21 protein-coding genes are annotated in these 24,080 nt (G+C 71.9%); 9 read left to right on the top strand and 12 right to left on the bottom strand.

Annotated elements, in window-relative coordinates:
• Window positions 1–26 precede the first annotated feature (26 nt).
• The 8 genes from ACRWK8_RS11380 to aztA form a co-directional block, all read right to left on the bottom strand.
• Entirely contained in the window at window positions 27–374 is a 348-nt protein-coding gene (locus tag ACRWK8_RS11380; RefSeq protein WP_431870118.1) for a multicopper oxidase domain-containing protein, read from the bottom strand.
• 94 nt (window positions 375–468) lie between these two features.
• Window positions 469–1,044: a TetR/AcrR family transcriptional regulator gene (locus ACRWK8_RS11375; RefSeq protein WP_431870116.1), complete on the bottom strand. Its 576-nt coding sequence runs from the start codon at window positions 1,042–1,044 to the stop codon at window positions 469–471.
• 76 nt (window positions 1,045–1,120) lie between these two features.
• Entirely contained in the window at window positions 1,121–1,933 is an 813-nt protein-coding gene (locus ACRWK8_RS11370) for an ABC transporter ATP-binding protein (protein WP_431870114.1), read from the bottom strand.
• On the bottom strand, window positions 1,930–2,964 hold the full coding sequence (locus ACRWK8_RS11365; RefSeq protein ID WP_378739954.1) for a FecCD family ABC transporter permease: 1,035 nt from the start codon (window positions 2,962–2,964) through the stop codon (window positions 1,930–1,932). The genes ACRWK8_RS11370 and ACRWK8_RS11365 overlap by 4 nt, the downstream gene beginning before the upstream one ends.
• The gene (locus tag ACRWK8_RS11360; RefSeq protein WP_431870111.1) at window positions 2,961–4,004 is read right to left on the bottom strand and encodes a FecCD family ABC transporter permease; all 1,044 of its coding nucleotides are present in this window, start codon (window positions 4,002–4,004) and stop codon (window positions 2,961–2,963) included. Before ACRWK8_RS11360 ends, ACRWK8_RS11365 begins: the two co-directional genes overlap by 4 nt.
• Window positions 4,001–5,026, bottom strand: coding sequence for an iron-siderophore ABC transporter substrate-binding protein (locus ACRWK8_RS11355; protein WP_431870109.1), 1,026 nt, complete (start codon window positions 5,024–5,026; stop codon window positions 4,001–4,003). The genes ACRWK8_RS11360 and ACRWK8_RS11355 overlap by 4 nt, the downstream gene beginning before the upstream one ends.
• A gap of 130 nt (window positions 5,027–5,156) precedes the next feature.
• On the bottom strand, window positions 5,157–5,966 hold the full coding sequence (locus ACRWK8_RS11350; protein WP_378739948.1) for a helix-turn-helix domain-containing protein: 810 nt from the start codon (window positions 5,964–5,966) through the stop codon (window positions 5,157–5,159).
• A gap of 214 nt (window positions 5,967–6,180) precedes the next feature.
• A complete protein-coding gene (gene aztA, locus ACRWK8_RS11345) occupies window positions 6,181–6,816 on the bottom strand; it encodes a zinc ABC transporter ATP-binding protein AztA (RefSeq protein ID WP_431870107.1) in 636 nt (211 codons plus the stop codon).
• 89 nt (window positions 6,817–6,905) lie between these two features.
• Here aztA and aztB point away from each other — a divergent pair, with 89 nt between their 5' ends.
• The 4 genes from aztB (at window position 6,906) to aztD (ending at window position 11,170) form a co-directional block, all read left to right on the top strand.
• Window positions 6,906–7,808: a zinc ABC transporter permease AztB gene (gene aztB, locus ACRWK8_RS11340; protein WP_378739943.1), complete on the top strand. Its 903-nt coding sequence runs from the start codon at window positions 6,906–6,908 to the stop codon at window positions 7,806–7,808.
• Window positions 7,805–8,989, top strand: a complete 1,185-nt coding sequence (locus ACRWK8_RS11335; protein WP_431870104.1) for a YncE family protein — start codon at window positions 7,805–7,807, stop codon at window positions 8,987–8,989. Before aztB ends, ACRWK8_RS11335 begins: the two co-directional genes overlap by 4 nt.
• Window positions 8,990–8,994: 5 nt before the next feature.
• A complete protein-coding gene (gene aztC, locus ACRWK8_RS11330) occupies window positions 8,995–9,912 on the top strand; it encodes a zinc ABC transporter substrate-binding protein AztC (protein ID WP_431870102.1) in 918 nt (305 codons plus the stop codon).
• 70 nt (window positions 9,913–9,982) lie between these two features.
• Window positions 9,983–11,170: a zinc metallochaperone AztD gene (gene aztD / locus ACRWK8_RS11325; protein WP_431870100.1), complete on the top strand. Its 1,188-nt coding sequence runs from the start codon at window positions 9,983–9,985 to the stop codon at window positions 11,168–11,170.
• Window positions 11,171–11,302: 132 nt separating this feature from the next.
• Here the strand turns inward: aztD and ACRWK8_RS11320 are convergent, their stop codons facing one another.
• Window positions 11,303–12,304, bottom strand: coding sequence for a LacI family DNA-binding transcriptional regulator (locus ACRWK8_RS11320; RefSeq protein ID WP_378739935.1), 1,002 nt, complete (start codon window positions 12,302–12,304; stop codon window positions 11,303–11,305).
• 152 nt (window positions 12,305–12,456) lie between these two features.
• Between ACRWK8_RS11320 and ACRWK8_RS11315 the strand changes: the two genes are divergently transcribed.
• From ACRWK8_RS11315 to ACRWK8_RS11295, 5 genes are all read left to right on the top strand, one after another.
• Complete coding sequence (locus tag ACRWK8_RS11315) at window positions 12,457–12,996, top strand: TRAP transporter small permease (protein ID WP_352388438.1); 540 nt, start codon at window positions 12,457–12,459, stop codon at window positions 12,994–12,996.
• Window positions 12,993–14,267 carry a TRAP transporter large permease gene (locus tag ACRWK8_RS11310; protein ID WP_431870097.1) on the top strand — a complete coding sequence of 425 codons (1,275 nt, stop codon included), beginning with the start codon at window positions 12,993–12,995 and terminating at the stop codon, window positions 14,265–14,267. Before ACRWK8_RS11315 ends, ACRWK8_RS11310 begins: the two co-directional genes overlap by 4 nt.
• 75 nt (window positions 14,268–14,342) lie before the next feature.
• A complete protein-coding gene (locus tag ACRWK8_RS11305; RefSeq protein ID WP_431870095.1) occupies window positions 14,343–15,335 on the top strand; it encodes a DctP family TRAP transporter solute-binding subunit in 993 nt (330 codons plus the stop codon).
• A gap of 112 nt (window positions 15,336–15,447) precedes the next feature.
• Window positions 15,448–17,364, top strand: coding sequence for a sugar phosphate isomerase/epimerase and 4-hydroxyphenylpyruvate domain-containing protein (locus ACRWK8_RS11300; RefSeq protein ID WP_431870093.1), 1,917 nt, complete (start codon window positions 15,448–15,450; stop codon window positions 17,362–17,364).
• Window positions 17,361–18,272, top strand: coding sequence for a shikimate dehydrogenase (locus ACRWK8_RS11295; RefSeq protein WP_431870091.1), 912 nt, complete (start codon window positions 17,361–17,363; stop codon window positions 18,270–18,272). Before ACRWK8_RS11300 ends, ACRWK8_RS11295 begins: the two co-directional genes overlap by 4 nt.
• Window positions 18,273–18,381: 109 nt before the next feature.
• Here the strand turns inward: ACRWK8_RS11295 and ACRWK8_RS11290 are convergent, their stop codons facing one another.
• From ACRWK8_RS11290 to ACRWK8_RS11280, 3 genes are all read right to left on the bottom strand, one after another.
• Complete coding sequence (locus tag ACRWK8_RS11290) at window positions 18,382–19,230, bottom strand: transporter substrate-binding domain-containing protein (RefSeq protein ID WP_378739924.1); 849 nt, start codon at window positions 19,228–19,230, stop codon at window positions 18,382–18,384.
• 130 nt (window positions 19,231–19,360) lie between these two features.
• Window positions 19,361–23,383: an MMPL family transporter gene (locus ACRWK8_RS11285; protein ID WP_431870088.1), complete on the bottom strand. Its 4,023-nt coding sequence runs from the start codon at window positions 23,381–23,383 to the stop codon at window positions 19,361–19,363.
• Window positions 23,380–24,078 carry a response regulator transcription factor gene (locus ACRWK8_RS11280; protein WP_378739919.1) on the bottom strand — a complete coding sequence of 233 codons (699 nt, stop codon included), beginning with the start codon at window positions 24,076–24,078 and terminating at the stop codon, window positions 23,380–23,382. The genes ACRWK8_RS11285 and ACRWK8_RS11280 overlap by 4 nt, the downstream gene beginning before the upstream one ends.
• Between the last annotated feature and the right edge of the window lie 2 nt (window positions 24,079–24,080).

Below are 24,080 nucleotides of genomic sequence, written 5' to 3'. Positions count from 1 at the left end.
GACCGGCGGCGCGCCGGTCCCCGACCTCACCCGGTGACCTCCAGGACGCCCATCATGCCCAGGTCCTCGTGGTTGAGGATGTGGCAGTGGTAGACGGTCCGGCCCGCGCCGTGCCGGAAGGGCACGAGCAGGCGCACGGTCGACCCGGCCGGGACGTTCACGGTGTCCCGCCAGGCGTCGTGGTTGTCAGCACCAGGGTGGAGACGAGGGCCGTCCCCGTGGTGGGTCCGGTCCCGCCGGGTGCGTCGGCGCGGGTCTCGGGGGTCGTTGTCATGGCGTCGCCTCTCAGGGTCGGGGGTCGTTCGCGGGGTTGCGGACCGCTGCGGGGCGAGGCGACGGTGTCGAAAACAGCCATTGTGTGAGCACTCACTCACAGGCGTGGGTCGAATAAGTGCCCGCCTCTCAGCGGGCACGAACGAGGAGGGGGCGACTCGGGCGGACGTCAGGGGACGGACCGCTCCCGCCGCGTCACCCCGTGGATCGGGGGTGGTGGGTCATGCCGTTGGCCAGGGTGCGCGCCCACGGGGCGTCCACCTCGTCCAGGTCGAGGGCGGTGATCAGGTGGCACATCAGGCCCATGGCGAAGAAGTACTGGACCTGGTCGCGGGTACCCCCCGAGAGCGAGTGCGCCAGAGTGACCGCCGAGGCGTAGCCCTTCCTGAACGCCTCGCGGATCTCGGGGACGTCGGTGGCGCTCTGGGCGTGCACCTGGAGCATGAGCAGGTCCCGGTCGGCGATCAGCGCCGCGTAGGCGTCGCCCATCCCCTCCAGGACCTGGGCGGCCGAACCCCCGAGGGAGCCCTCCGCCCCTTCCTGCAGGGCCTGTTCCACGCGCTCGAAGCACAGTTCCAGCGTCGCCGTGAACAGCCCCAGCTTGCTCCCGAACAGTCGGAAGACGTAGGCCTGGGAGATCCCGGCGGCGTCAGCGATGTCGGTCACCGGGGTCGCGTGGTACCCGCTCTTCGCGAAGGCGGACACCGCGTGCCTCAGAATCAGGGCACGGCGCGCCTCCGCCGTCGAACGCCCTCCGTCTTTCGGACTCATGAGTGTGAGTACACACTCACAATCCAGTTCTGTCAACCCCACAGTCGGCCGCCGCCCTCCGACGGTGCGGGGCCGCTCAGTCCACCGACACGGCCCGGTGGTGTCGGCCGATGGGGAGCATCAACGGCTTCCCCGACGTGGGGTCGGTGATGATCTGGCTCTCCATGCCGAACACCACCCGCACCGTCTCCGGGGTGAGCACCCGCTCCGGTGGACCCGCCGCGTGCAGCCCGCCCCCGGCGAGCGCGATCAGGTGGTCGGCGTAGCGCGCAGCCAGGTTGAGGTCGTGCAGGACCAGCACGACCGTGGTCCCGCGCGACGCGTTGAGGTCGGTGAGCAGGTCCAGGACCTCCACCTGGTGACTGACGTCCAGGAACGTGGTCGGTTCGTCCAACAGGAGCAGGTCCGTGCGCTGGGCCAGCGCCATGGCGATCCACACCCTCTGGCGCTGCCCGCCGGAGAGCTCGTCCACGGGCCGGTCCGCGAGCTCCACCGTCCCGGTCGCCTCCAGGGCCTCCGCGACCGCTTCGTCGTCCTCGTTGCTCCAGCGGGTGAACAACCGCTGGTGGGGGTGGCGTCCACGACCCACGAGGTCGCTCACCGTGATGCCCTCCGGGGCCACCGGTGACTGCGGGAGCAGGCCCAGGGTCCGCGCGACCTCCTTCGGCTGCGTGCGGTGGACCTCCCGGCCGTCCAGCAGGACCCGGCCGGAGCGCGGCGCCAGCAGCCGCGACATCGAGCGCAGCAGGGTGGACTTGCCGCAGGCGTTGGCGCCGACGATCGCGGTGATCCGTCCCGGCGGCACGGCCAGGTCCAGGGAGTCGATGACGTCGCGGTCCTTGTACCCGAGCGTCAGGTCCTCGACGAGGAGCGAGTGGTCCGTGGTCACAGGGAGCCTCCCACGCGGTTGCTGCGGATGATGAGGTAGACGAGGTAGGGGGCGCCGAGCACCCCGGTGACGACCCCGACGGGGAACCGGGTCCCGAAGGCGAACTGACCGCAGAAGTCGGCGACCAGGACGAGGAGGGCGCCCACCAGGGCGGAGGGCACCAGCAGGGAGCCGTCCGAGCCCACCAGGCGGGCGGCGATCGGCCCGGACAGGAAGGCCACGAAGGCGATCGGCCCGGACGCGGCGGTGGCGAAGGCGATGAGCCCGACCGCCCCGACCACCGCCAGGAGCCGGGTGCGGTCCACCCGGACGCCCAGCGCCGAGGCGGTGTCGTCGCCCAGTTGGAGGGCCGAGAGGTTTCCGGACTGGCCCAGGAGCAGCGGCGTGATGAGCGCCAGCGCGACGACGACCGGCACGGTCGCTCCCCACCCGGCGCCGTTGAGGCTCCCGGTGAGCCAGCGCATCGCCTCCTGGTGGTCCCAGGTGGCCGCGCGGTCCAGGATGTGGGAGGTGATGCTGTGGAGCATGGCCGCGACGCCGATGCCGATGAGGATGAGCCGGGTGCCCGAGACCCCGTCCTTGTACGACAGCAGGTAGATCACCAGCGCCACCCCGAGCCCGGCGACGATCGCGAAGACCGACACCCCGGCCCCGTCCAGGGAGAGCACCACGATCGCGAAGGTCGCCGCCGCGCTCGCCCCGGCACTGATACCGATGATGTCCGGGCTGGCCAGGGGGTTGCGCAGCATGGTCTGGAAGGTCACTCCGGCCAGCCCGAAGCAGGCCCCGGCGGCGATCGCGAGCACGGCGCGGGGCAGGCGGAGCCGTCCGACCGTGAAGGAGGCTCCGGGGACGTCCTGGCCGAGGATCACCCGGGCGACGTCACCGGGCGGGTAGAAGGTCTGTCCCACCATGAGGGTGACGGAGAAGCCGACCACGAGCAGGAGGGCGAGGACGACGATCACGGTGTGCCGTCGCCGCGCCCGGCGCGCGCGACCGCGCGTGACGGTCTCGACGGTGGAGATGCTCACAGGGAACGAACCTTCTGACGTCGGACGATGTAGATGAAGAAGGGGGCGCCCACCAGCGCGGTCACGATCCCCACATCGATCTGTCCGGGGCGGGCCACCACGCGGCCGACCACGTCGGCGGCGGTCAGCAGCGCGGCGCCGGTCAGGGCCGAGAACGGCAGCAGCCAGCGGTGGTCGACGCCCACGAGCAGGCGGCACACGTGCGGGATCACGAGGCCGACGAACCCGATCGGGCCGGTGACGGCGGTGCTGGCGCCGCACAGCACGACGGAGCCGACCGAGGCGGTGACCCGCGAGATCGCGACGCGCTCGCCCAGTCCGGCGGCGAGGTCGTCGCCCAGCGCCAGGAGGTTGAGGCCCCGGGCGGAGAGCAGGCACACGACGAACCCGACCACCAGGAAGGGCAGTACGTGGGAGATGGACGCGAACGTGCCGCCGCCCACACCGCCGATCTGCCAGGAGCGGACCCCGTCGGCGATGTCGTTGCGGGGCAGCACGACGGCGCTGATGAACGAGGACAGCGCGGCGGAGGTGGCCGCACCGGCCAGCGCCAGCTTCAGCGGGCTCGCGCCTCCCCGACCCAGGGATCCGATGACGTGCACGAACAGGGCCGTGACGGCCGCGCCGACGATACCGGCCCAGATGAAGCCGGTGGCCGTGGCCAGGCCGAGGTGGGCCATGCCGATGACGACAGCCAGCGAGGCACCCATGTTCACGCCCAGGATGCCGGGGTCGGCCAGCGGGTTGCGGGTCACGCCCTGCATGACCGCGCCCGAGACCCCGAGCGCCGCGCCCACGAGCACGGCGAGCAGGGTCCGTGGGATGCGCTTGGCCACGGCCGCCTCGTCGAAGCCCTCGGCCGATCCGCCGAAGGCCGCCACGATGTCGGCCCACTGGACGTCGCGGGATCCGACCGAGACGGAGAGGAACATCAGGACCAGCAGGACGGCGAGGACCAGGAGCAGCCAGAGGGGCCTGCCCCGGCGCGGGGACCGCACGGCGGCGGCCCCCGCCTCAGGGGATGCAGTTCGGGTGGTCACTGCGCTCCGTCAGCGGCCTCGGCCAGGAGCGACAGGTAGTCGTCGAGGATCCACGAGATCGACAGCGGGGTCGGGTTCGCGGCGGTGCCGAGCGGGCTGTCACCGGGCAGGTTCACCACGGCCGCGTTCTCGACGGCGGGCATCTGCGACAGCAGCGGGTCGCCCTCCAGCGCCTCGACCAGCTCCTCGCCGCCGTAGGTGACGATGATCTCGACGTCGTCGAAGGCGTCGGCCTGCTCGGCGCTGTGGGTGAGGGAGAACTGGTCGGTCTCGGCGGAGGCGGTGGCGACGCTCTCGGGGGTGACCATGCCGATGTCCTCGAAGAACAGCGCCCGGGTGTCGTGGGTCGTGTAGAAGCTGACCTCGCTGAGGTCGGTGGTGTCCACGTGCGTCATGAACATCGCCGCCGCGCCCTCGATCTGCGGGTACTCGGCGACCGCGGCGTCGATCTCGGCTTCCAGGTCGGCGATGAGCTCGGCGCCCTCGTCGGCCCTGCCGATGGCGGCGCTGTTGAGCTCGATGGTGTCGCGCCAGGAGGTGCCCCAGGCCGTCTCCGGGTAGGCGACGACGGGGGCGATCTCGCTGAGGGTGTCGTAGTCCTCCTGCGTGAGGCCGGAGTACGCGGCGAGGATGACGTCGGGCCGGGTGTCGGCGACGGCCTCGAAGTCGATGCCGTCGGTCTCGTCGAAGAGGACGGGCGTCTCGGCGTCCAGCTCCTCGAGCTTCTCCTCGACCCACGGGAGCACGCCGTTGTCGTCGTCGTCACCGAAGGTGGCGGCGGCCATGCCGACCGGGACGACGCCCAGGGCGAGCGGGACCTCGTGGTTGGCCCAGTTGACCGTGGCGACCCGTTCCGGCTCGGAGTCGATGGTGGTCGTTCCGAGGGCGTGCTCGACGGTGACGGGGGTCCAGTCGCCGGAGGCGCCGTCGCCCTCCCCGGAGGGTGAGGAGGAGCACGCGGCGAGGGTGAGGGGGATGAGTGCGGCGGTGGCGATCGCGGCCAGCCGTGGGGCGCGGGTCATGGTGTCCTTCCGGTGGTGACCAACCCCGGAAACCGGGAGTTAGGTTTGCCTAACCGAATTTAGGGTGCACTCAGTTGGTTCGCAATCGCTCGAAAGGGACACCGAACCTCGCGGAACGGACATTCCGCCGTCACTGGACCCGGAACCGCCCGGGGCTCATGCCCGTCACCCTCCGGAAGACCGCGCCGAACGCGCTCGCGGAGTGGTAGCCGACCCGCTCGGCCACCTCCTCGATCTCCTCCCCCACCGACAGCAGCGTGATCGCGTGCTGCACCCGCGCGGCCGTCGACCACTGACTGAACCCGAGCCCGGTCTGCGCGCGGAAGGCCCGCGTGATGGTGCGGGTGCTGACACCGAGCCGCGCGGCCCACGCGGCCAGGGTCGTGTCGTCCGCCGGGTCCGCGCGCACGGCGGCGACGATCGGCTCCAGCAGCGCGGACTCGGGGATCCTCAGCAGCAACTCGACCGGCGCCGGGGCCAGCAGGTCGAGCACCACGGCCTCGGTCCTGGCACGCGACTCCCGGTCCAGGCCGTCGGTGTTGAGCCGTTCGAGCAACAGGCGCAGGAGCGGGGTGACCTCCACCGCGACGGTGGTGTCCGCGATGGCCGGGACCGCGTGCACACTGAACTGGGCCGCGTGGTGCCAGGTCCCCGCCGGGGTCCATCCGGAGTGGGGCGTCCCGGCCGGAATCCACAGGCCGACCGACGGGGTGATGGTCCACACCCGTGCGCCGGTCGTGGCGGTGGAGGCGCCGCGCAGGTTCCAGAGCAGCTCGTGCGTGGGGTGCGAGTGCTCCTCCCAGTAGGTGTCGCGCGCGATCACCTCGTCGGTGCCGTGAACCACGTAGGGGACGTCGATCTCGCCCGCGCCGTACGAGGGAAGCCTGCGGTTCTCCACCGCCCCCGATCGCTCGCGCACCGCCCTGCCTTGTCTGACCACGTCACACAGGCTATGCCGGGCGACCCCGAGAAGGCCAAACCAAGGGGAGCCTGCCCTTACCCGCGAGTGACGAGCACCACGGGATCCGCGCCCGGGCGGTCCCGTCTCCAGATCCCCTGGTCCACTCCTCCACCGTTCCCCGACCCGGCGTCCACCGGCCCGTCGGGACCGCCCCGGGCACCGAGCGGACCCGGACCCGCGACCGACACGGGACTCACCGGTCGGGATCGGGGACGACCACGCGGCCCGACTCCAGGGACAGGACGTGGTCCGCGCCCCGCGCCTCCTCGGCGAAGTGGGTGGCGTGCACCACGGTGACGCCCTCGGCGGCGACCTCGGCGACCAGCTCCCGAACACGGTTCACGGAGTGGTGGTCCAGCCCCGCCGAGGGTTCGTCCAGCAGCAGCAGGTTCGCTTCCTGAGCCAGCCCCTGGGCGATGAGGGCGCGTTGGCGCTGCCCCCCGGAGAGCTCCCCCAGCCTGCGGTCGGCCAGGTCCGCGACCCCGGCCTGTTCCATACGTCGGTCGACCACCCGGCGGTCGTTCCGGGTGAGCGGGCGCCACCACCCCCGGTGCGCCCAGCGGCCCATGGCCACGGTGGCGCGCACGGTGAGGGGCAGGGTTTCCGGGACCGCGCTGCGCTGCACGACGAACGCCGGGCGACCGCCGCGCGCCGGGACCACCCTTCCGCCCCGAGGGGTGATCGTGCCCGCCAGGACCCCGAGCAGGGTGGACTTGCCCGCGCCGTTGGCTCCGACCAGGGCGGTGACGGCCCCTTCGGGGATCTCGGCGGTGACGCCCCGCAGGACGTCCGTGCCGTCGTAGCCCGCGTACACGTGGTCGACCCTCATCCTCGCGACCTCCGTTCCTGGTGTGTCGGGTTGGTCTGATCCGACCCGATGTGAAAACGAAAACGATTATCGTTGTAGAGTCTCCCACTATGGAAGCACTGATCGAACCCTTCGGGGTCACGTTCGTCCAGCGTGCGCTCTGGGCGGGGCTCCTCGTCTCGGCCGTCTGCGCGATCGCCGGCACCTGGGTGGTCCTGCGGGGCATGGCCTTCCTCGGGGACGCGATGTCGCACGGCATGCTGCCCGGGGTGGCACTGGCCGCGCTGTTCGGACAGAGCCTGTTCCTGGGCGCCGCCCTGGCGGCCGGGGCCATGGCCGCCGGGGTCACCGCGCTGAGCCGCTCACCCCGGCTGTCGCAGGACACGAGCATCGGCCTGTTGTTCGTGGGGATGCTCTCGGTCGGCGTGATCCTGGTCTCGCACTCGGCGTCCTTCGCGGTCGACCTCACCGCGTTCCTCTTCGGCGACGTCCTGGGCGTGCGTGAGCGGGACCTGCTCCACCTGGGGCTCTCCCTCGCCGCCGCCCTGGTGGTCGCGGTGGTCGGGCACCGGGCGTTCGTCGCCCTGGCCTTCGACCACCGCAAGGCGCACACCCTGGGCCTGGCGCCGCGCGTCGCGCACGCCGCTCTGCTGGGCCTGGTCACGCTCGCCGTGGTCGCGTCGTTCCACGTGGTCGGCACCCTGCTGGTGTTCGGTCTGCTCATCGCCCCGCCCGCCACGGCTCTGCTCTGGGCCAGGAGCATCCCGGGCATCATGCTCACCGCCGCGCTGCTGGGCGGCGCCGCCACCTACGTCGGACTGCTCGTCTCCTGGCACTGGGAGACGGCGGCCGGGGCCAGCATCGCGGCCACGGCGGTGGCCTTCTTCTTCGTCTCGGCCCTGGCCTCCGGCGCGCGCTCGCGCGGATTCGCCCGACGACGCCCCCCGACCGGCGAACCCCCCGCCGACCACGCGCCCCCGCCCACCACCCTGGAAGGAACGCTGACACCGTGACCCGCCGACACCACACCGCCGCCCTGGGAGCGGCCGCCCTGATCATCCTGCTGGCTGGCTGCTCCGGCGGCGACTCCGCCGCGGAACCCGAGCCCGTGGAGGAGGAGACGCCCCACGGTTACGTCGAGGGGGCCGAGGAGGCCGCCGAGCCCCAGCTCCGGCTGGTCGTGGCCGACACCGACACCGGCCGGGTGCGACTCCTGGACCTGCTCACCGAGGAGGTCACGGAGCTGGGCGAGGTCCCCGGGGTGGACGGCGTCCAAGGCGACGGCCGCTTCGCGTACCTGAGTTCATCCGATGAAGGGACCACCGAGGTCTTCGACAGCGGCGTGTGGACCGTGGACCACGGAGACCACAACCACTACTACCGGACCGGCTCCGGGCACGTCGGTTCCCTGGACCTCCCCGGCCCCGCGCACGTGGTCACCGACACCGCTCTGACCTCCCTCACCACGCAGGGGACGTCACTGCTGCTGGAACGCACGGAACTGGAGGAGGGGTCGGTCACCACCGCCGGGCCCTCCCTCGACGAGGGGACCTCGGCCCACCCCTACCAGGGGGCCCTGGTCACCGTGGACGCCGAGGGGACGGTCGGTGTGCTCGACCGCGACGGCACCCCCCTCGCCTCGCCCGACGCGACCTGCACCGACCCCGACGGTGCCGCCGTCACCCGCAGGGGCCTGGTGGTCGGTTGCGCGGAGGGGACCCTCCACGTCACCGAGGAGGACGGCGAACTGGAGGCCGCGACCCTCCCCCACCCCGGTGAGGAACGCGCCGGCCCCCTCCACCACCGCTCCGGGTCCGCCGTCCTGGCCGCGCTCCCCGACGACGACACCCTGTGGGTCCTGGATCTGGCCGTCCCCGAGTGGCGCGCCCACGACCAGCCCGGCACCGTGGCCGCGACGGCGACCGGTGAGGAGGGGCCGATCCTGGCCCTGGCCGACGACGGAACCCTGCGCGCGCTCGACCCGGAGACCGGCGAGGAGGAGGCGGCCACCCCCCTGCTGGACGCGGTGGACCCCGAGCACCCGCCCACACTCGTGGCCGACACCTCCCGCGCCTACGTCAGCGATCCCGGGGCCGGGGTCGTCCACGAGATCGACTACGCCGACGACCTCCGTGTGGCCCGCACCCTCGAACCGGGGATCGCGCCGCACCTGATGATCCAGACCGGACGGTGACCGCCATGCTGCCCCGACTCCCCCTCGCCGTGCTCGCGGCCTCATCGCTCACCCTCACCCTGGTCTCCTGTTCCTCGGAGGGAGACGGCACCGGGGTCGTGGTGACCACCAACATCCTCGGTGACGTCACCGCGCGGATCGTCGGTGACCAGGCTCCGGTGACCGTGCTGATGCCGCCCGACACCGACCCGCACTCCTTCGCGATCTCCGCCCGTGAGGCCGCGACCCTGGAGAACGCCGACCTGGTCGTGCACAACGGCCTCGGCCTGGAGGAGGGGGTCGCCCGCAACGTGGCCGCCGCCGAGGAGGCCGGGGTACCCGCCCTGGAGGTCGGTGCGGGCGTCGACCCGCTGCCCTACACCTCGGACGAGAGCGAGGGCGAACCCGATCCGCACTTCTGGACCGACCCGGGCCGGGTCGGGCTGGCCGTCGACCTGATCGCGGAGCGCGTGATCGAGGAGGTCGACGGGGTCGACGCGGACACCGTGCGCGCCAACGCCGAGTCGTACGCGGCCGAGGTGGACGAGCTCGACGCGTGGATGGGCGAGGAGTTCGCCGCCCTGCCCGCCGGGAACCGCAGGCTCGTCACCAACCACCACGTCTTCGGCTACCTCGCGGACCGCTACGACTTCGAGGTCGTCGGAGCGGTGATCCCCAGTGGGACCACCCTGGCCTCGCCCAGCACCTCCGACCTCAAGGACCTCTCCGACGCCGTGGCGGAGGCGGGCGTCTCCGCCGTCTTCGCGGACTCCTCCCAGCCCGACCGCCTGGCCACCGTGATGGCCGAGGAGGCCGGGGTGGAGATCGAGGTGGTCCCGCTCTTCACCGAGTCCCTGAGTCAGGAGGGCGGCGGCGCCGAGACCTACCTGGAGATGATGCGCGCCAACACCGAGGCGATCACCGCGGGACTCCGCGACGACTGAGTCCCGCCCTTCGGACCACCCCCCAGCCACCCCCCGACCCCGCACCACCCATCCCTGAGAGAGAAGAAGCATGCGTTCGCACCGCACCACCCGAGCGGCGGCCCTGCCCGCCCTGCTCTCCGCCGGTCTCCTCCTGACGGCCTGTGGAACCGGAACCGACGACGGCGCCGCGAGTGCCGACGAGGAGGGGACCCCGGCCGAGACCGTGGCCACGGAACCCCTCGTCACCACCTACGACGGAGGCCTGTACGTCCTCGACGGGGAGTCCCTCGACGTGGTGGCCGACATCGAGATGGAGGGCTTCAACCGGGTCAACCCCGCCGGGGACGACCGCCACGTGTTCGTCTCCACCTCCGAGGGCTTCCAGGTCCTCGACGCGGCCGGGGCGGAGCTCACCGACACCCTCTTCGAAGCCGACACCCCCGGTCACGTGGTGCGCCACGGCGGCCGGACCGTCCTGTTCGCGGACGGCACCGGGGAGGTCACCGCCTTCGACACCGACGCGCTGGGCTCGGGTCTGCCCGAGGAGACCGACGTCCGCACCACCGAGGAGGCCCACCACGGGGTGGCGGTCGAGCTGGAGAACGGCGAGATGCTGCTCACCCTCGGAGACGAGGAGGAGCGTGTCGGCGCTCTGGTCCTGGACGCCGACGGGGAGGAGATCGCCCGCAGCGAGGACTGCCCGGGCGTGCACGGTGAGAGCGCGGCCCAGGGCGGGGCCGTGGCGATCGGATGCCAGGACGGCGCGCTGATCTACCAGGACGGCGCGTTCACCAAGGTCGAGAGCCCGGACGACTACGGACGGATCGGCAACCAGGCCGGTTCGGACGCGTCGCCGGTCATCCTGGGCGACTACAAGACCGACCCGGACGCCGAACTGGAACGCCCCGAGCGCGTCGCCCTGGTCGACACCGCCACGGGCGACCTGGAACTGGTCGACCTGCCCTCCAGCTACACCTTCCGTTCCCTGGGCCGGGGCCCGGCTGGTGAGGCCCTGGTGCTGGGCACCGACGGGGCACTGCACGAGATCGACCCCGACTCGGGCGAGCTCACCCGGAGCATCGAGCTGATGGACACGTGGGAGGAGCCGGTGGAGTGGCAGGACCCCCGACCCGCGCTCTTCGTGCGCGGGGGCACCGCCTACGTGAGCGACCCGTCCACCAACCAGGTGCACGCGGTGGACCTGGCCTCCGGTGAGGTCACCGGCTCGGTGACGCTGGACGAGGCCCCCAACGAGCTGAGCGGCGTCGCCCACTAGGGCCGCTCGGCGGACGGACTCCCACGGCCCGGGTGCCCCAGGCGCGAACGCGCCGGTGCCCGGGCCGTTCCCGTATCCCCGCTCCCGCGTCCGGGACGGCGCGCTGGGGCCCGACCGGAACCGGCCGGGGTCTCAGCGCGCCGCAGGCCCCGTGGAGTCGCGGATCACCAGGTGGGTGGGGAGGACCACCCGCTGCGGGGCCGGGTGCGCCGTGGAGAGCGACCCCTTCCTCAGCAGGAGTTCCACCGCCACCCGGCCCGCCTCGTCCTCCGGACCCGCGAGGGTGGTCAGGGCGGGAACACACAGGTCGGCACCGAAGATGTCGTCGTAGCCGACCACGCTGACCCGCCCGGGGACCGCCACTCCGCGTTCGGACAGGCGGCGCAGGACACCGATGGCCAGGAGGTCGTTGTGCGCCACCAGCGCGGTCGCCCCGGAGACCAGGGCGGCGTCGGCGGCGGCTCCGCCCCCGCTGACCCTGGGCGGGAACGGGCCGAGTCGGCCGACGGAGAGCCCGCGCCGCTCCGCCGCGGCCCTGAGCGCCTTCCAGCGTTCGTTGGCGAGCCAGGACTGGTGCGGTCCGGAGAGGTAGACGATCGACCGGTGGCCCAGCGAGGCCAGGTGCTCGACGATCTGCCAGCTCCCCGGGCCGGTGTCGACCACGACGCCGGGGAGGCCGTCGACCTCGCGGTTGACCAGCGCCAGGTTGTGGCTCTGGGCGATCCCCACGGTCGTCTCGTCGCTCATGCGGCTGGCCGCCAGGACGAAGCCGTCCACCGAGTGGTCCAGCCGTTCGATCTGGTTGCGTTCGTTGGCCGCCGACTCCTCGGTGTTGCCGAGGATGAAGGTGACGCCCGCCTCGCTGGCCCGCCGTTCCGCACCCCGGATCGTGCCGAAGAAGTGCGGGTTGGTGATGTCGGGGACCAGCATGGCGATGGTCGCCTTGTGCCCGGACTGGAGGGCCGTGGCCAGGGGGTTCGGCCGGTACCCGAGCCGTTCGGCGACCCGGAGGACGTGTTCGCGCGTGGTCGCGTTCACCCGGCGGGGGTTGCCGAAGGTCCGGGAGACCGTGGAGGCCGCCACGCCCGCCTCGGTCGCGACGTCGTAGATGGTCGTGCGCCTCGGAGTGTTCATCTCGCCCCCTTCCTACCGGTTCGCGACAACTTTTGGCAATCGCTTGCCACGACCGTGAACGGATACCTAGAGTTCACGAAAATGTGACACCCGCCACGCCCACGGCCGCTGATCAGCGCGAAGCCGTGTCCTCCCGACTGGAGCCGACTGGGATGACCCAACCCCCCGAACCGAACGACACCGGGCCGCCGGGTCCCGCGCGGACGGTGGTCCGCTGCCTGGAGAGGGCCGAGCTCGTCGTCGGCGCCCTGCTGCTCACCCTCATCCTCGTCCTCATGCTCGTCCAGGCGACCCAGCGCCACCTGCCGGTCTCGGGCTGGGTCTGGACCGGCGAACTGGCCCGGTTCGGCCTGGTGTGGCTGACCTTCTCCCTGGCCGGCTACCTGGTGGGCCGGGACGAGCACATCACCCTGAAACTCGTCGACCACGTGGCCCGCGGCCGGGTCCTGCGCGGGGTGTGGGTCCTGGCCAACCTCGTCGTCGCGGCGATCGCCGTCGGCTTCGTGTTCGAGGCCGCCGCGCTCGTCTTCACCGGTCCCCCACAGACCACACCCGCCCTGAACATCCCCCTGTCCTGGACCTACGTCATCCCCATGGTCGGGCTGTCCCTGGCCGCGCTGCGCGCCCTGGCCAACACCCTGGTTCCCGCTCCCCCGGCGATGGAGAGCGTTCCCGAGGAGCGTGCCGAATGAGCGCCGCACTGATCGTCACCGGCATCCTCGTCCTCCTGCTGCTGCGGGTCCCCGTGGCCTTCGCGATCCTCGGGCCGACCCTGCTCTACATGATCGTCACGGACCAGTCGACGGGGCTGAGCCTGCGCACCGCGGCCCAGGAGGTCAACAGCTTCCCACTGCTCGCGGTCCCGCTGTTCGTCCTGCTGGGGGTGGTCGCCAACCACACGGGGATCGCGGACCGCATCTTCGCCTTCGCCCAGGTGCTGTTCGGCCGCGTGCGCGCCAGTCTGGGCTACGTGAACATCGGCGTCAGCGTCGGCTTCTCGTGGATCAGCGGCACGGCCTTGGCCGACGTCGCGGGCATGGGCAAGATGCTCGTCCCGGCCATGACCAGCCGGGGGTACCCCCGGCGCTTCGCCCTGGGGCTGACCGCCTCCTCCAGCCTCATCAGCCCGGTGATGCCGCCGAGCATCCCCGCGATCGTCTACGCCTCGGTGGCCGCGGTCTCCACCGCCGCCCTGTTCGCCGCTGCCGTGGTCCCGGCCCTGCTCATCGCGGGTGGCCTCGCGCTGTACGTCTTCGTCTGGAGCCGCAGGCAGCCCCAGCTCGCCGGACGGCGCTCGGCGCCGGGCGAGTTGCGGACCGCCGCCCTGCGCGTGATCGGTCCTCTCGGGGCGCCGGTGCTCCTGCTCGGTGGCATCCTCAGCGGCCTCTTCACACCGACCGAGGCCGCCGCCGTCGGCGTCGCCTACGTCCTCGTCCTCGGGTTCTGCTACCGGCGCCTGACCCCGCGCTCCGTGTGGAGCATCGCCGTCGAGACCGCCACCACGGCGGCGTCGATCACCCTCATCCTCGCCGCGTCGGGGCTGTTGGGCTGGGTCCTGGCCCGGGAACGGGTCCCGCAGGAGATCGCCTCGTTCCTGTTGGGCTTCACGGACAGCCCCGTGGTGTTCCTGCTGCTGGTGAACGTGGCGCTGATCCTCATCGGCACCATCCTGGAGCCGATCGCCGCCCTGGTCATCACCGTGCCCGTCCTGCTGCCGATCGCCGTGCAGTTCGGCGTCGACCCGGTCCACTTCGGGGTGATCGCCATCGTGAACCTGATGATCGGCCTGCTCACCCCGCCCATCGGCGGTGTGCTCTTCGTCCTGGGATCAGCCACCCGCACCCCCATGCACGAGGTGTTCCGAGGAACGGCGCCGTTCCTGATCCCCCTCCTGGCGGTGCTCGGCCTGCTCACCGTGGCCCCCGAACTCGTCCTCTTCCTCCCCGGCCGACTCGGCCTGTAGCGACCGTCCACCGGACCTCGCCGCCCACGACCCCCGACCCCACCCACTCCCCGCGCCCCACCGAAAGGTCCCACCATGAACACCGGTCTCCGCGTCGCCGCGCTCCTGCCTGCGGCGGCGCTCGTCCTCACCGCCTGCGGTGCGGGCGACGACACCGACGGGCCCGTCCTCACCTTCTCCAACAGCTACACGGAGGAGCACCCGCACACCCGCTGCGGCATCGACCTGGTGGCCGCGCACGTGGCCGAGGCCGACGCGGGCTTCCGCGTGGACACCTTCCCCGGCAGCCAGCTGGGCGACAACACCGAGACCTTCGCGTCCGTGATGTCCGGCGACATCGACATGGACGTGCAGGGATCGGCGGCTCTGGGCTCCGCCCACCCGCCGATCGGGGTCTTCGACGCCGCGTACGCCTTCGACGACGCCGACCACATGTTCTCCTTCTTCGACTCGGAGGCCGCCGAGGCCACCAAGCAGGGCTTCGAGGAGGCCACCGGGGCGAAGATCCTCGATGTCTGGTACTTCGGGGACCGGCACTTCACCGCCAACCAGCCGATCCGCACCCCCGCCGACCTCTCCGGCCTGCGGATGCGGTTCCCCGACTCCCCCATCTACCTCGCCAACGCGGAGGCGATGGGGGCCAGCCCCACGACGGTCGCCTTCGAGGAGGTCTACATGGCCCTCCAGCAGGGAACCGTCGACGGCCAGGAGAACCCGATCGCGACCGTCGACGCCGACAACTACTCCGAGGTGCAGTCCCACGTCAGCCTCTCCGGGCACCAGATCGGCTCCCAGATGATCGTGGTCTCCGGGCAGACCTGGGAAGGGCTCTCCGCGACGCAGCGGGAGGTGCTCCAGGAGGCGGTCAGCCAGGTCCGGGAGGAGAACCGTGCCTGCATCGAGGAGGCGGAGGCGGAGGTCCTCTCCGAGTGGGAGGCCAGCGGCGCCATGGAGGTCGTCGACGACGTGGACGTGGAGGCCTTCCGGGCCCAGGTCCACGAGCACTTCCTGTCCACGCTCCAGGGCGAGGAGCTGGAGCTCTACGAGGCCTTCCGGGAGTCGGCCTGAGCGCGGGGGCCGTCGGTCACCGGCACCCTCGGCCCCGTCCCACTCCACCTCCGCACCGGCCCACACCGGCGCGGCGTGAGCACCCTGAGAACGGAAACGGAGCCTGAAGGACATGCGGCGATCCATCGCCACGGTCTCCCTCAGCGGAACCCTGGAAGAGAAACTGAGCGCGGCCGCCAAGGTCGGCTTCGACGGCGTGGAGATCTTCGAGAACGACCTCCTCGCCTCACCCCTGACCCCGCGCGAGATCCGCGCCCTGGCCGGGGAGCTCGGCCTGACCATCGACCTCTACCAGCCCTTCCGGGACTTCGAGGGCGTGGACGGCACCCGGCTCGCGGCCAACCTGCGGCGCGCCGAGGCCAAGTTCGCGCTCATGGTCGAACTCGGGGTGGACACCCTGCTGGTCTGCTCCAACGCGACCGCCACGGCTATCGACGACGACGCGCTGGCCGCCGCCCAGCTGCGCGCCCTGGCCGAGACGGCCGAGCCCTACGGCGTGCGCGTCGCCTACGAAGCGCTGGCCTGGGGACGGCACGTCTCGACCTACGAGCACTCGTGGCGGATCGTGGAAGCGGCCGACCACCCCGCGCTGGGCCTGTGCCTGGACAGCTTCCACATCCTCTCCAGGGGGGATGACCCCTCGGGCATCCGGGACATCCCCTCGGACCGCATCCTCTTCCTCCAGCTCGCCGACGCTCCGCGCATGGACATGGACGTGCTCCAGTGGAGCCGCCACCACCGCTGCTTCCCCGGGCAGGGGGGTTTCGACCTGGTGGCCTTCACCGGCCACGTGATCGCCGCGGGCTACCGGGGCCCCCTGTCGCTGGAGGTGTTCAACGACGTCTTCCGCGCCTCCGACCCGGAGCGGACGGCGGCCGACGCCCTGCGTTCGCTGTCCGCCCTGGAGGACGCCGTGGCCCGGGCACGGGGGTCCGTCGACCCCCGTCAGTCCTCGGTCCCGCACCGGGACGCCGTCCACCTGACCCGGCTCCCGGACCTCGTGCCGCCCGAGGACCTCGCGTTCGTCGAGGTCGCGGCAGCCGAACCGGCCGCCGGGCGCACCCGCTCGGTGCTGTCCGCTCTGGGGTTCGCGCACACCCGCGACCACCGCTCCAAACCCGTCGAGCTGTGGGAGCACGGGCGCACCCGGATCCTGCTGAACTCCGCCGACCCGAGGCTCGGGCACACCTGGACCGGCGACGCCGCCGTGACGGCCCTGGGCATCGAGGTCACCGATCCGGCCCGGGTCGCGGCCAGGGCCGAGGCGCTCTCGGCTCCGGAGCTGTCCCGTCGCCGGGACCCGTCGGAGGCACGCATACCGGCCGTCGCCGCGCCCGACGGGACCGCCGTCTTCCTGTGCCCGCCGGGGTCGTCCGGCGGGGTGGACTGGACGGAGGACTTCTCCGCACCCGCGGTGGGCCACCGGAGCGACGGGGCGTCGACCCCGGTCACCGGCATCGACCACGTCGGACTGCACCAGCCCTTCGACCACTTCGACGAGGCCTCCCTCTTCTACCGGGCCCTGTTCGGGCTCTCCCCGTCGGAGAACACCGACCTGTCCTCGCCCGACGGACTGGTCCGGAGCCGCGTCCTGACCCGGCCACACACGGGGTCGGGGTCGGGGCTCCGCGTCGCGCTCAACGTGTCCGTGCTGGGGCGCGGCCCCCAGGCCGACGCCACCGGCGGGTCCCAGCACGTCGCCCTGGCCTGTGACGACATCGTCGCGGTCGCCGGTGCCATGGTCGCCGCCGGGGAGCCTCCGATCCGGGTCCCCGACAACCACTACGACGACCTCGCCGCCAGAACGGATCTGTCCCCGGAACGGCTCGCGCTCATGCGCGATCTGGGCATCCTCTACGACACCGACGGCACGGGAGGCTTCTGGCACCTCTACACACCCCTGCTGGGCGGCCGGTTGTTCTTCGAGGTCGTGCAGCGGGTGGACGGCTACGAGGGGTACGGGGCGTCCAACACCGCGGTGCGGATGGCGGCGCACCGCGCGAAGCACCGCGCGGAGCAGTGGACGTGAGGGGCCCGACCAGCGACGACGGGGCCGTGCGCACTCCGGCCCACCCTCCCGGCGCCCCCTCCTTCCTGGTGGGGCTGATCGGTTCGGGGATCGGTCCCTCCCTGACCCCGGCCATGCACGAGACGGAGGCGGCCGAGCTCGGGCGCCGCCTGGTCTACCGTCGCATCGACCTCGACACCTGGGGGCTGTCGGCGTCGTCGGTCGGTGAGCTCGTGCGCTCCGCCCCCCGTTACGGGTTCGACGGACTGAACATCACCCACCCGTGCAAACAGCTCGTCCTGCCCCACCTGGACGAGCTCACCCCCGACGCCGCCGCGCTGGGCGCGGTGAACACGGTGGTGTTCGACGGCGGGCGCGCGGTGGGGCACAACACGGACTGGTCGGCCTTCGCCCGCTCCCTGGAACGGGGGCTGCCCACCGTGCCGAGGGAGCAGGTGGTGTTGCTGGGCGCGGGAGGGGCCGGTGCGGCGGTGGCCCACGCCCTCATGACCTCCGGCACGCGGGACCTCACGGTGGTGGACACCGACCGGGACCGGGCCGAGGGACTCACCCGGGACCTGCGGGGCCGGTTCGCGGGCGCCCGGTGCAGTGCGGCCCCTCCCTCGGCGGTGGACACGCTCCTCTCCCGGGCGGACGGGCTGGTGAACGCCACCCCGGCCGGGATGGCCCACCACCCGGCCCCTCCCGTGGCCCCGGAGCTCCTGCGCCCGCACCTGTGGGTGGCCGACGTCGTCTACCGGCCGTTGCGCACCGAGCTCCTCGCCGGAGCCGAGCGGATCGGGTGCGCCACCCTGGACGGCGGTGGCATGGCGGTGTTCCAGGCCGCCCAGGCGTTGGAGCTGATCACGGGACTGGTTCCCGACCACGGCCGGATGGCGGCGCACTTCGCCGCCGTCGCGCGGGACTGAACCCGGGGCGGTGGACCCGTCCCGGTCGAGGATGCGGGCTTCCCGAGGCGGGACACCCCCGGAAGCGGGGGTGCCCCGACGTCGCGCCCGGACGCGACGCCCTCCGGACTCAGAGCTGGACGTCCTCCCCGAACCAGGGCTCGACGATGCGGTCGTAGGTGCCGTCGTTGAGCGCCATGTTCAGCCACTGGTCCACGTAGTGCTTGAACACGTCGTCACCCCGGGGCAGCATGAACGCCTTCTCGAAGAAGTCGAAGGGCTCCTCGGGGTTGACGGCGCACAGCTCCTCGTACTCGTTGGCCACCCACAGCACCTCGGAGGCGTCGGTGGTCATCACATCGGCCCGGCCCGCGACGATCTCGTCGAAGATCGTGTTGTTGTCGTGCGTGACGAGGTCGCCGTCCGGGTAGTGCTCCTCGGCGAACACCTGGTTGGTGCCGCCGCTGGGCATGATGGAACGCACCCCGGGCTGGTTGATCTGCTCGATGGTGCGGTAGTCGTCCACGTTCTCGCACAGGGTGATCGGGGTCTTGCCGTCCTCCATGAGCGGGGCGGAGAAGTACACCCGCTGGGCGCGTTCGGTGTTGACCGAGATGCCGCCGACCGCGACGTCGCACCCGGCGAGGAAGTCCTCCATGAGGTCGTCCCAGGTGGTCCGGGTCCACTCGATCTCCACGCCGAGGTCGTCGGCCAGGTCACGGGCCATGTCGACGTCGATGCCGGTGAACTCGTCCGGATCGGAGTCGAGGAAGGTGAAGGGCCGGTAGTCACCGGTCGTGCACACCTGAAGCGAGCCCCGGTCCAGGATCTCGTCGAGCCTGCTCCCCTCCGTGGCGGTGGCCTCGGGGTGGGCCGCGCCCTCGGAGTCCGTCCCCGAGCAACCGGCGACGAGGAGCACGGCCAACGAGGCGGCGGAGGTGGCGAGGACGAGACGCGGCTTGGCTTGCGCTGCTGGCACGTGCGGACTCCCGGCTGCTGTCGAGTGATCCGGGTCATACTAACCACGGCCCACGGCACCCGTCGCCGCCGGGTCCCGGGTACGGGAACGGCCCCGCCGGGCGTGGCGGGGCCGTTCGTCGGAGCGGTCGTTACCGGGACGAACCGGCCGGGGCACCGGCCTCCCGGGGGTCACCGTCCTCCGTGCCGGGCGCGGAGCCCGCGCCCTCAGCGTTCGCCTCCCCCGTGACGGGTCCGGCCGGGGCGAGCCGGTCGCCCTCGATGTCCACGTTGGGGAGCAGGCGGTCCAGCCACTTCGGCAGCCACCAGGTGGCCCGGCCGAACAGCGCCATGATCGCCGGGCCGAGCGTCATCCGGACCAGGAAGGCGTCGATGAGGATGCCCACGGCGAGGACGAACGCGATCGGCTTCAACATCTCCACGTGGCCGAAGACGAACGACGCGAAGACACTGATCATGATGGCCGCGGCGGCGGTGACCACGCGCGCCCCCTGGGTGAAGCCGGTGGAGATCGCCGCCATCGGCTCGGCGCCGTGGACGTGGTCCTCCCGCATGCGGGAGACCAGGAACACCTCGTAGTCCATGGCCAGGCCGAAGAGGATGCCGATCATCAGGGTCGGCATGAACGCCAGGAGCGGACCGGGTTCCACACCGAACAGCCCGGCGCCGTAACCCCACTGGAAGACCACCACGGTCAGCCCCAGGGAGGCACCCGCGCTGAGCACGAACCCCAGCGCCGCCTTGACCGGCACCAGGATCGAGCGGAACACGATCGTCATGAGGACCAGGGCCAGGCCGATCACCACGGCGGCGAACACCGGCAGCGCGTCCGCGAGGCGTTCGGAGACGTCGATGGCCATGGCGGCGGCACCGGCCACCACGATCTTGGCGCCGATCTCGTCCTCGATCTCGCCCTGGAGGCCGCGCACGTCGTGCAGCACGTCCTCGGTGGCGGTGTCCGAGGGCCCGGTCTCGGGGATGACCACGATGATCGCCGTGTCCCGCACGTCGCTGAGCTGGGGCGGGAACACCTCCGCGACCCCGTCGACGTCCTCCATGCGCTCGGCCACCTCGTCGGCGGCGGCGGGCATGTCCGGCAGCCCGGTCAGGTCGGCCACCACCGCGAGCTGCGCGGTGTGTCCGGGACCGAACTCCTCGCTGATGATCTCGAAGGCCTGACGCTGCGTGGTGTCCGTCGAGCTGGTCTCGTCGCTGGGCAGGCCCAGGTGCATGTTGCCCAGGGGGAGCAGGAGCGCACCGAGGACGGCGGTCACACCGACGATCGCGATGACCGGGCGCTTGATGACCATGCCGATCCACCGCGCGCTCATGGTGCGGTCGGAGACCATCGCCCTCTCGGCCCGGCGGCCCAGCACCGGGAGTCGACCGGCGGTGACCCGGTGGCCGATGAACCCGAGCAGAGCGGGGAGCAGCGTGATCGCGATGAGCACCGCCACCGCGACCGTGACCATCGCGGCCACGCCCATGAGGGTCAGGAACGGGATCTGGACCACCGAAAGCCCGAGCAGAGCGATGACGACCGTGATCCCCGCGAAGACCACGGCGCTGCCGGCGGTGCCGATCGCGCGGGCGGCCGACTCCGCCGGATCCCAGCCCTGCGCCACCTGCTTGCGGTGGCGGGAGAGCACGAACAGCGAGTAGTCGATACCCACGGCGATCCCCAGCATGAGCGCCAGGATCGGAGCCGTGCTGGTGAGTTCGATCAGGCTGGACGCGGCGTAGAGCAGAAGCATCCCCACACCCACGCCGATCAGGGCGAGCAGGATCGGCAGACCGGCGGTGACCAGGGCTCCGAAGTTGATGATGAGGACGACGAGGGCGGCGACGAGGCCGACGACCTCGCTCGGGCCCATGATGGCGGGCACCTGCTGGGTGATGGAGGGACCGCTGAACTCGACGTCCATCCCTGCGGCGCGTGCCTCGTCACCCGTGTCGAGGATGGCCTCGACCGTCTCGGACGGGACCTCGCCGTTACGGAACTCCAGCTGGACCTGGATCATCACGCTGTCACGGTCGTCGGAGAGCTGCGGGACCTGGTCGAGGACCTCGTCGTCGTCGAAGTCGGGGGCCTGCTCGGCGACGGCGGCGAGCGCCTGAGCCTCGGCCTCGACCATCAGGTCCTCGACGGCCTGATCGCGATCGGGGGTCTCCGGCGGCACCATCGCCTCGACCTGTTCACGAGCGGTCTCCAGGGCCTGTTCCTCGCCCTCCGCGATCCCGTCGTCGTACTGCTGGCGGGCGTCCTCCAGGATGCCGTGCGGGCTGAAGACCTCGTCAACCCCGGGGATCTCCGCCAGCTCGTCGGCGGTGGCCCGCACGGCGTCGGCGTACTGCGCCTCCTCGATGACGTCGGAGCCGTCGGGGGCGCGCAGCACGGCGGTGACGGACTCACCCGTGGTGGAGAACCGCGCCTCCATCAGGTCGGTGGCCTGTTCCGACTCGGTGCCGGGGATGCTGAGCGCGTCGTTGAGCGGGGCGCGGAACATCAGCGCCGCACCGCCCGCGAGCACCAGGACCAGCAGCCACGAGAACACGACCAGCCATCGTCGTCGGTAGGCGAACCCACCCAGACGATAGAGCAGCCCAGCCATACTCATTCCTCTCAACCCCGACTTACGCTTGCCTTCCAGCTCATACGACGCCGATGAGGCGAACTGCCGAGGATCATGAGAGTTCGATGAGAACGCGGCGCCGCCGGTGAGATCGTCGTCACGTCCACCTGCCAGGGTGCCCGCGTCGGAGTCCGGCGGTGACGGGAACCGCAGGGTGACCCGGGTTCCCCCGGCGGCGGTGGAGGTGAACTCCGCCTCGCCCCCGTGGGCCCGCATGACGGCCCGGACGATGGGGAGACCGAGGCCGCTGCCGGGTCGCCCGGACGCCGCGGAGGCCCGGTAGAAGCGCTCGAACACGAAGGCCGCGTTCTCCTCGGCCACACCGGGGCCCTCGTCGGAGACCTCCAGGACCACGCGGCCGTCGCGCCGGTGCAGCCGGACGGTCGCCGGGCTGCTGGCCGGGGTGTGCACGCGCACGTTGGCCAGCAGGTTGGAGACGGCCTGGCGCAGTTCCTGTTCGTCCCCGACCACCAGCCCGTCGGCGGTGACCTCGGTCCGCCAGTCGCGTTCGGGCTGGGCGGCGCGGGCGTCGGAGACGCTGTCCGCCACGATCCGGCGGAGGGCGACCACCTCGTGTCGGGGCGCGGGGCGTTCGTCCAGGCGGGCCAGGTACAGGAGGTTGTCCACGATGGCGGCCATCCGCTCGGACTCCTGCTGGGAGCGGGTGATGACGTCCGGGCGCCGGGCGACGTCGACCACCCCCTGGGCCACGAGTTGCAGGTAGCCGCGGATCGAGGTGAGCGGGGTGCGCAGTTCGTGGGAGGCGTCCGAGACGAAGCGGCGCAGCCGTTCCTCGGACTGCTCGTGCGCGTGCAGGGCGCCGCGCAGGCGGGCCAGCATGCGGTTGATGGACAGGGTCAGGCGGCTGACCTCGTCGGCGGCGCCCGGCGCGGGTTCGGGGACTCGGCGTTCCAGGTCGCCCCGGGCGATGGCCTCCGCCGTCTCCACGACGTCGTCCAGGGGGCGCAGGCCCCGGCGGATGACGGCGGTCCCGGCGACCAGCGCGATCCCGAGCATCGCCAGGCCGCCCAGGACCTGGATGGCGATCAGCCGGTGGACGGTGGCCGTGACCGGGCGCAGGGGCTCTCCGAGGAGGACCACGGTGTCCTGCTCGGGCAGCTCCAGCACCTTGACCCGGTACTCGGCGCCCTCGTGCTCGACCGTGAACACGCCCTCCGGCGCGCCGTCGGTGTCGATGTCGCGGACCAGGGTGGGCCCCGACCCCTGGAGCCGGTGCACCTTGGGGTGGCTGTCCCCCGGGACCCGCGTGACGAACTCCGCGACGAACTCACTGGGGGCGCGGATCTGCTCGACCAGCTGGTCGGGGCTCTTGGCGAAGATCTCGTCCTGGTTGGCCCGCACGAACGAGGCGCTGGTCTCGATGCGTTCGTCCAGCCGGTCGACCAGGTAGGTGCCGAGGAACATGGAGCTGGCCACCGTCACCACGCTCAGGGCGAGGAACATCAGGACGGCGTTGACCACCACCATCCGTCCGCGCAGGGTGCGCCAGGGGGCCCTCATTCGGGGTCGCCCTCGCGCAGCGCGTAGCCGAACCCCCGCTGGGTCACGATGAGGTTGGGACCGTGAACGCCGAGCTTGCGGCGCAGGTAGCCGACGTAGGTGTCGACGATGTTGGACGCGCCCGCGTAGCCGTCGCTCCAGACCTCGTCGATGATCTGCGGGCGGGACAGCACGCGCCCGCTGTTGAGCATGAGGTACCGGAGGAGGTCGAACTCGGTGCGCGAGAGCGGCACCGGGTTCCCGGCCCGCCGCACCACGCAGGCGCGCTCGTCCAGTTCCACGTCGGCGAAGCGCAGGATCCCGTCCGCCGCTTCCGGCCCGTTGCCCGGTCGCGTCCTGCGCAGGACCGCGCGCACCCGGGCCACCAGCTCGTCGGTGTTGAACGGTTTGGTGACGTAGTCGTCGCCGCCGTAGGTGAGCCCCGCGATCCGCTCGCTGTGGGCGTCCTTGGCGGTGAGGAAGACGATGCCGAGGTCGGGCCGCGAACGCCGGAGCGCGCGGCACACGTCGAACCCGTCGCCGTCCGGGAGCATGACGTCCAGGACGACCAGGTCGGGCCCGAACGCGTGCGCGGCGGTGTGGGCCTCGGCGGCCGTGGCGGCGGTGCGCACGTCGAATCCGTGGAACTCCAGCACGGTCGCGACCACGTCGAGGATGTTCGGTTCGTCGTCGACGACGAGGATCTTGGCTTGCATGG

It is taken from the genome of Nocardiopsis eucommiae (assembly GCF_965344335.1).
Lineage (GTDB): Bacteria > Actinomycetota > Actinomycetes > Streptosporangiales > Streptosporangiaceae > Nocardiopsis > Nocardiopsis eucommiae.
Note: the sequence above shows the minus strand (reverse complement) of the source record. Positions and strands in the feature narration are given on the sequence as shown.

Excerpts from the sequence above, each read along its gene's own strand:
- ACRWK8_RS11375 (WP_431870116.1), bottom strand. The coding sequence starts at position 1,044 with ATGAGTCCGAAAGACGGAGGGCGTTCGACGGCGGAGGCGCGCCGTGCC.
- ACRWK8_RS11355 (WP_431870109.1), bottom strand. The coding sequence starts at position 5,026 with ATGACCCGCGCCCCACGGCTGGCCGCGATCGCCACCGCCGCACTCATC.
- aztA (WP_431870107.1), bottom strand. The coding sequence starts at position 6,816 with ATGAGGGTCGACCACGTGTACGCGGGCTACGACGGCACGGACGTCCTG.
- aztB (WP_378739943.1), top strand. The coding sequence starts at position 6,906 with ATGGAAGCACTGATCGAACCCTTCGGGGTCACGTTCGTCCAGCGTGCG.
- aztC (WP_431870102.1), top strand. The coding sequence starts at position 8,995 with ATGCTGCCCCGACTCCCCCTCGCCGTGCTCGCGGCCTCATCGCTCACC.
- aztD (WP_431870100.1), top strand. The coding sequence starts at position 9,983 with ATGCGTTCGCACCGCACCACCCGAGCGGCGGCCCTGCCCGCCCTGCTC.
- ACRWK8_RS11320 (WP_378739935.1), bottom strand. The coding sequence starts at position 12,304 with ATGAACACTCCGAGGCGCACGACCATCTACGACGTCGCGACCGAGGCG.
- ACRWK8_RS11315 (WP_352388438.1), top strand. The coding sequence starts at position 12,457 with ATGACCCAACCCCCCGAACCGAACGACACCGGGCCGCCGGGTCCCGCG.
- ACRWK8_RS11310 (WP_431870097.1), top strand. The coding sequence starts at position 12,993 with ATGAGCGCCGCACTGATCGTCACCGGCATCCTCGTCCTCCTGCTGCTG.
- ACRWK8_RS11305 (WP_431870095.1), top strand. The coding sequence starts at position 14,343 with ATGAACACCGGTCTCCGCGTCGCCGCGCTCCTGCCTGCGGCGGCGCTC.
- ACRWK8_RS11300 (WP_431870093.1), top strand. The coding sequence starts at position 15,448 with ATGCGGCGATCCATCGCCACGGTCTCCCTCAGCGGAACCCTGGAAGAG.
- ACRWK8_RS11285 (WP_431870088.1), bottom strand. The coding sequence starts at position 23,383 with ATGAGGGCCCCCTGGCGCACCCTGCGCGGACGGATGGTGGTGGTCAAC.
- ACRWK8_RS11280 (WP_378739919.1), bottom strand. The coding sequence starts at position 24,078 with ATGCAAGCCAAGATCCTCGTCGTCGACGACGAACCGAACATCCTCGAC.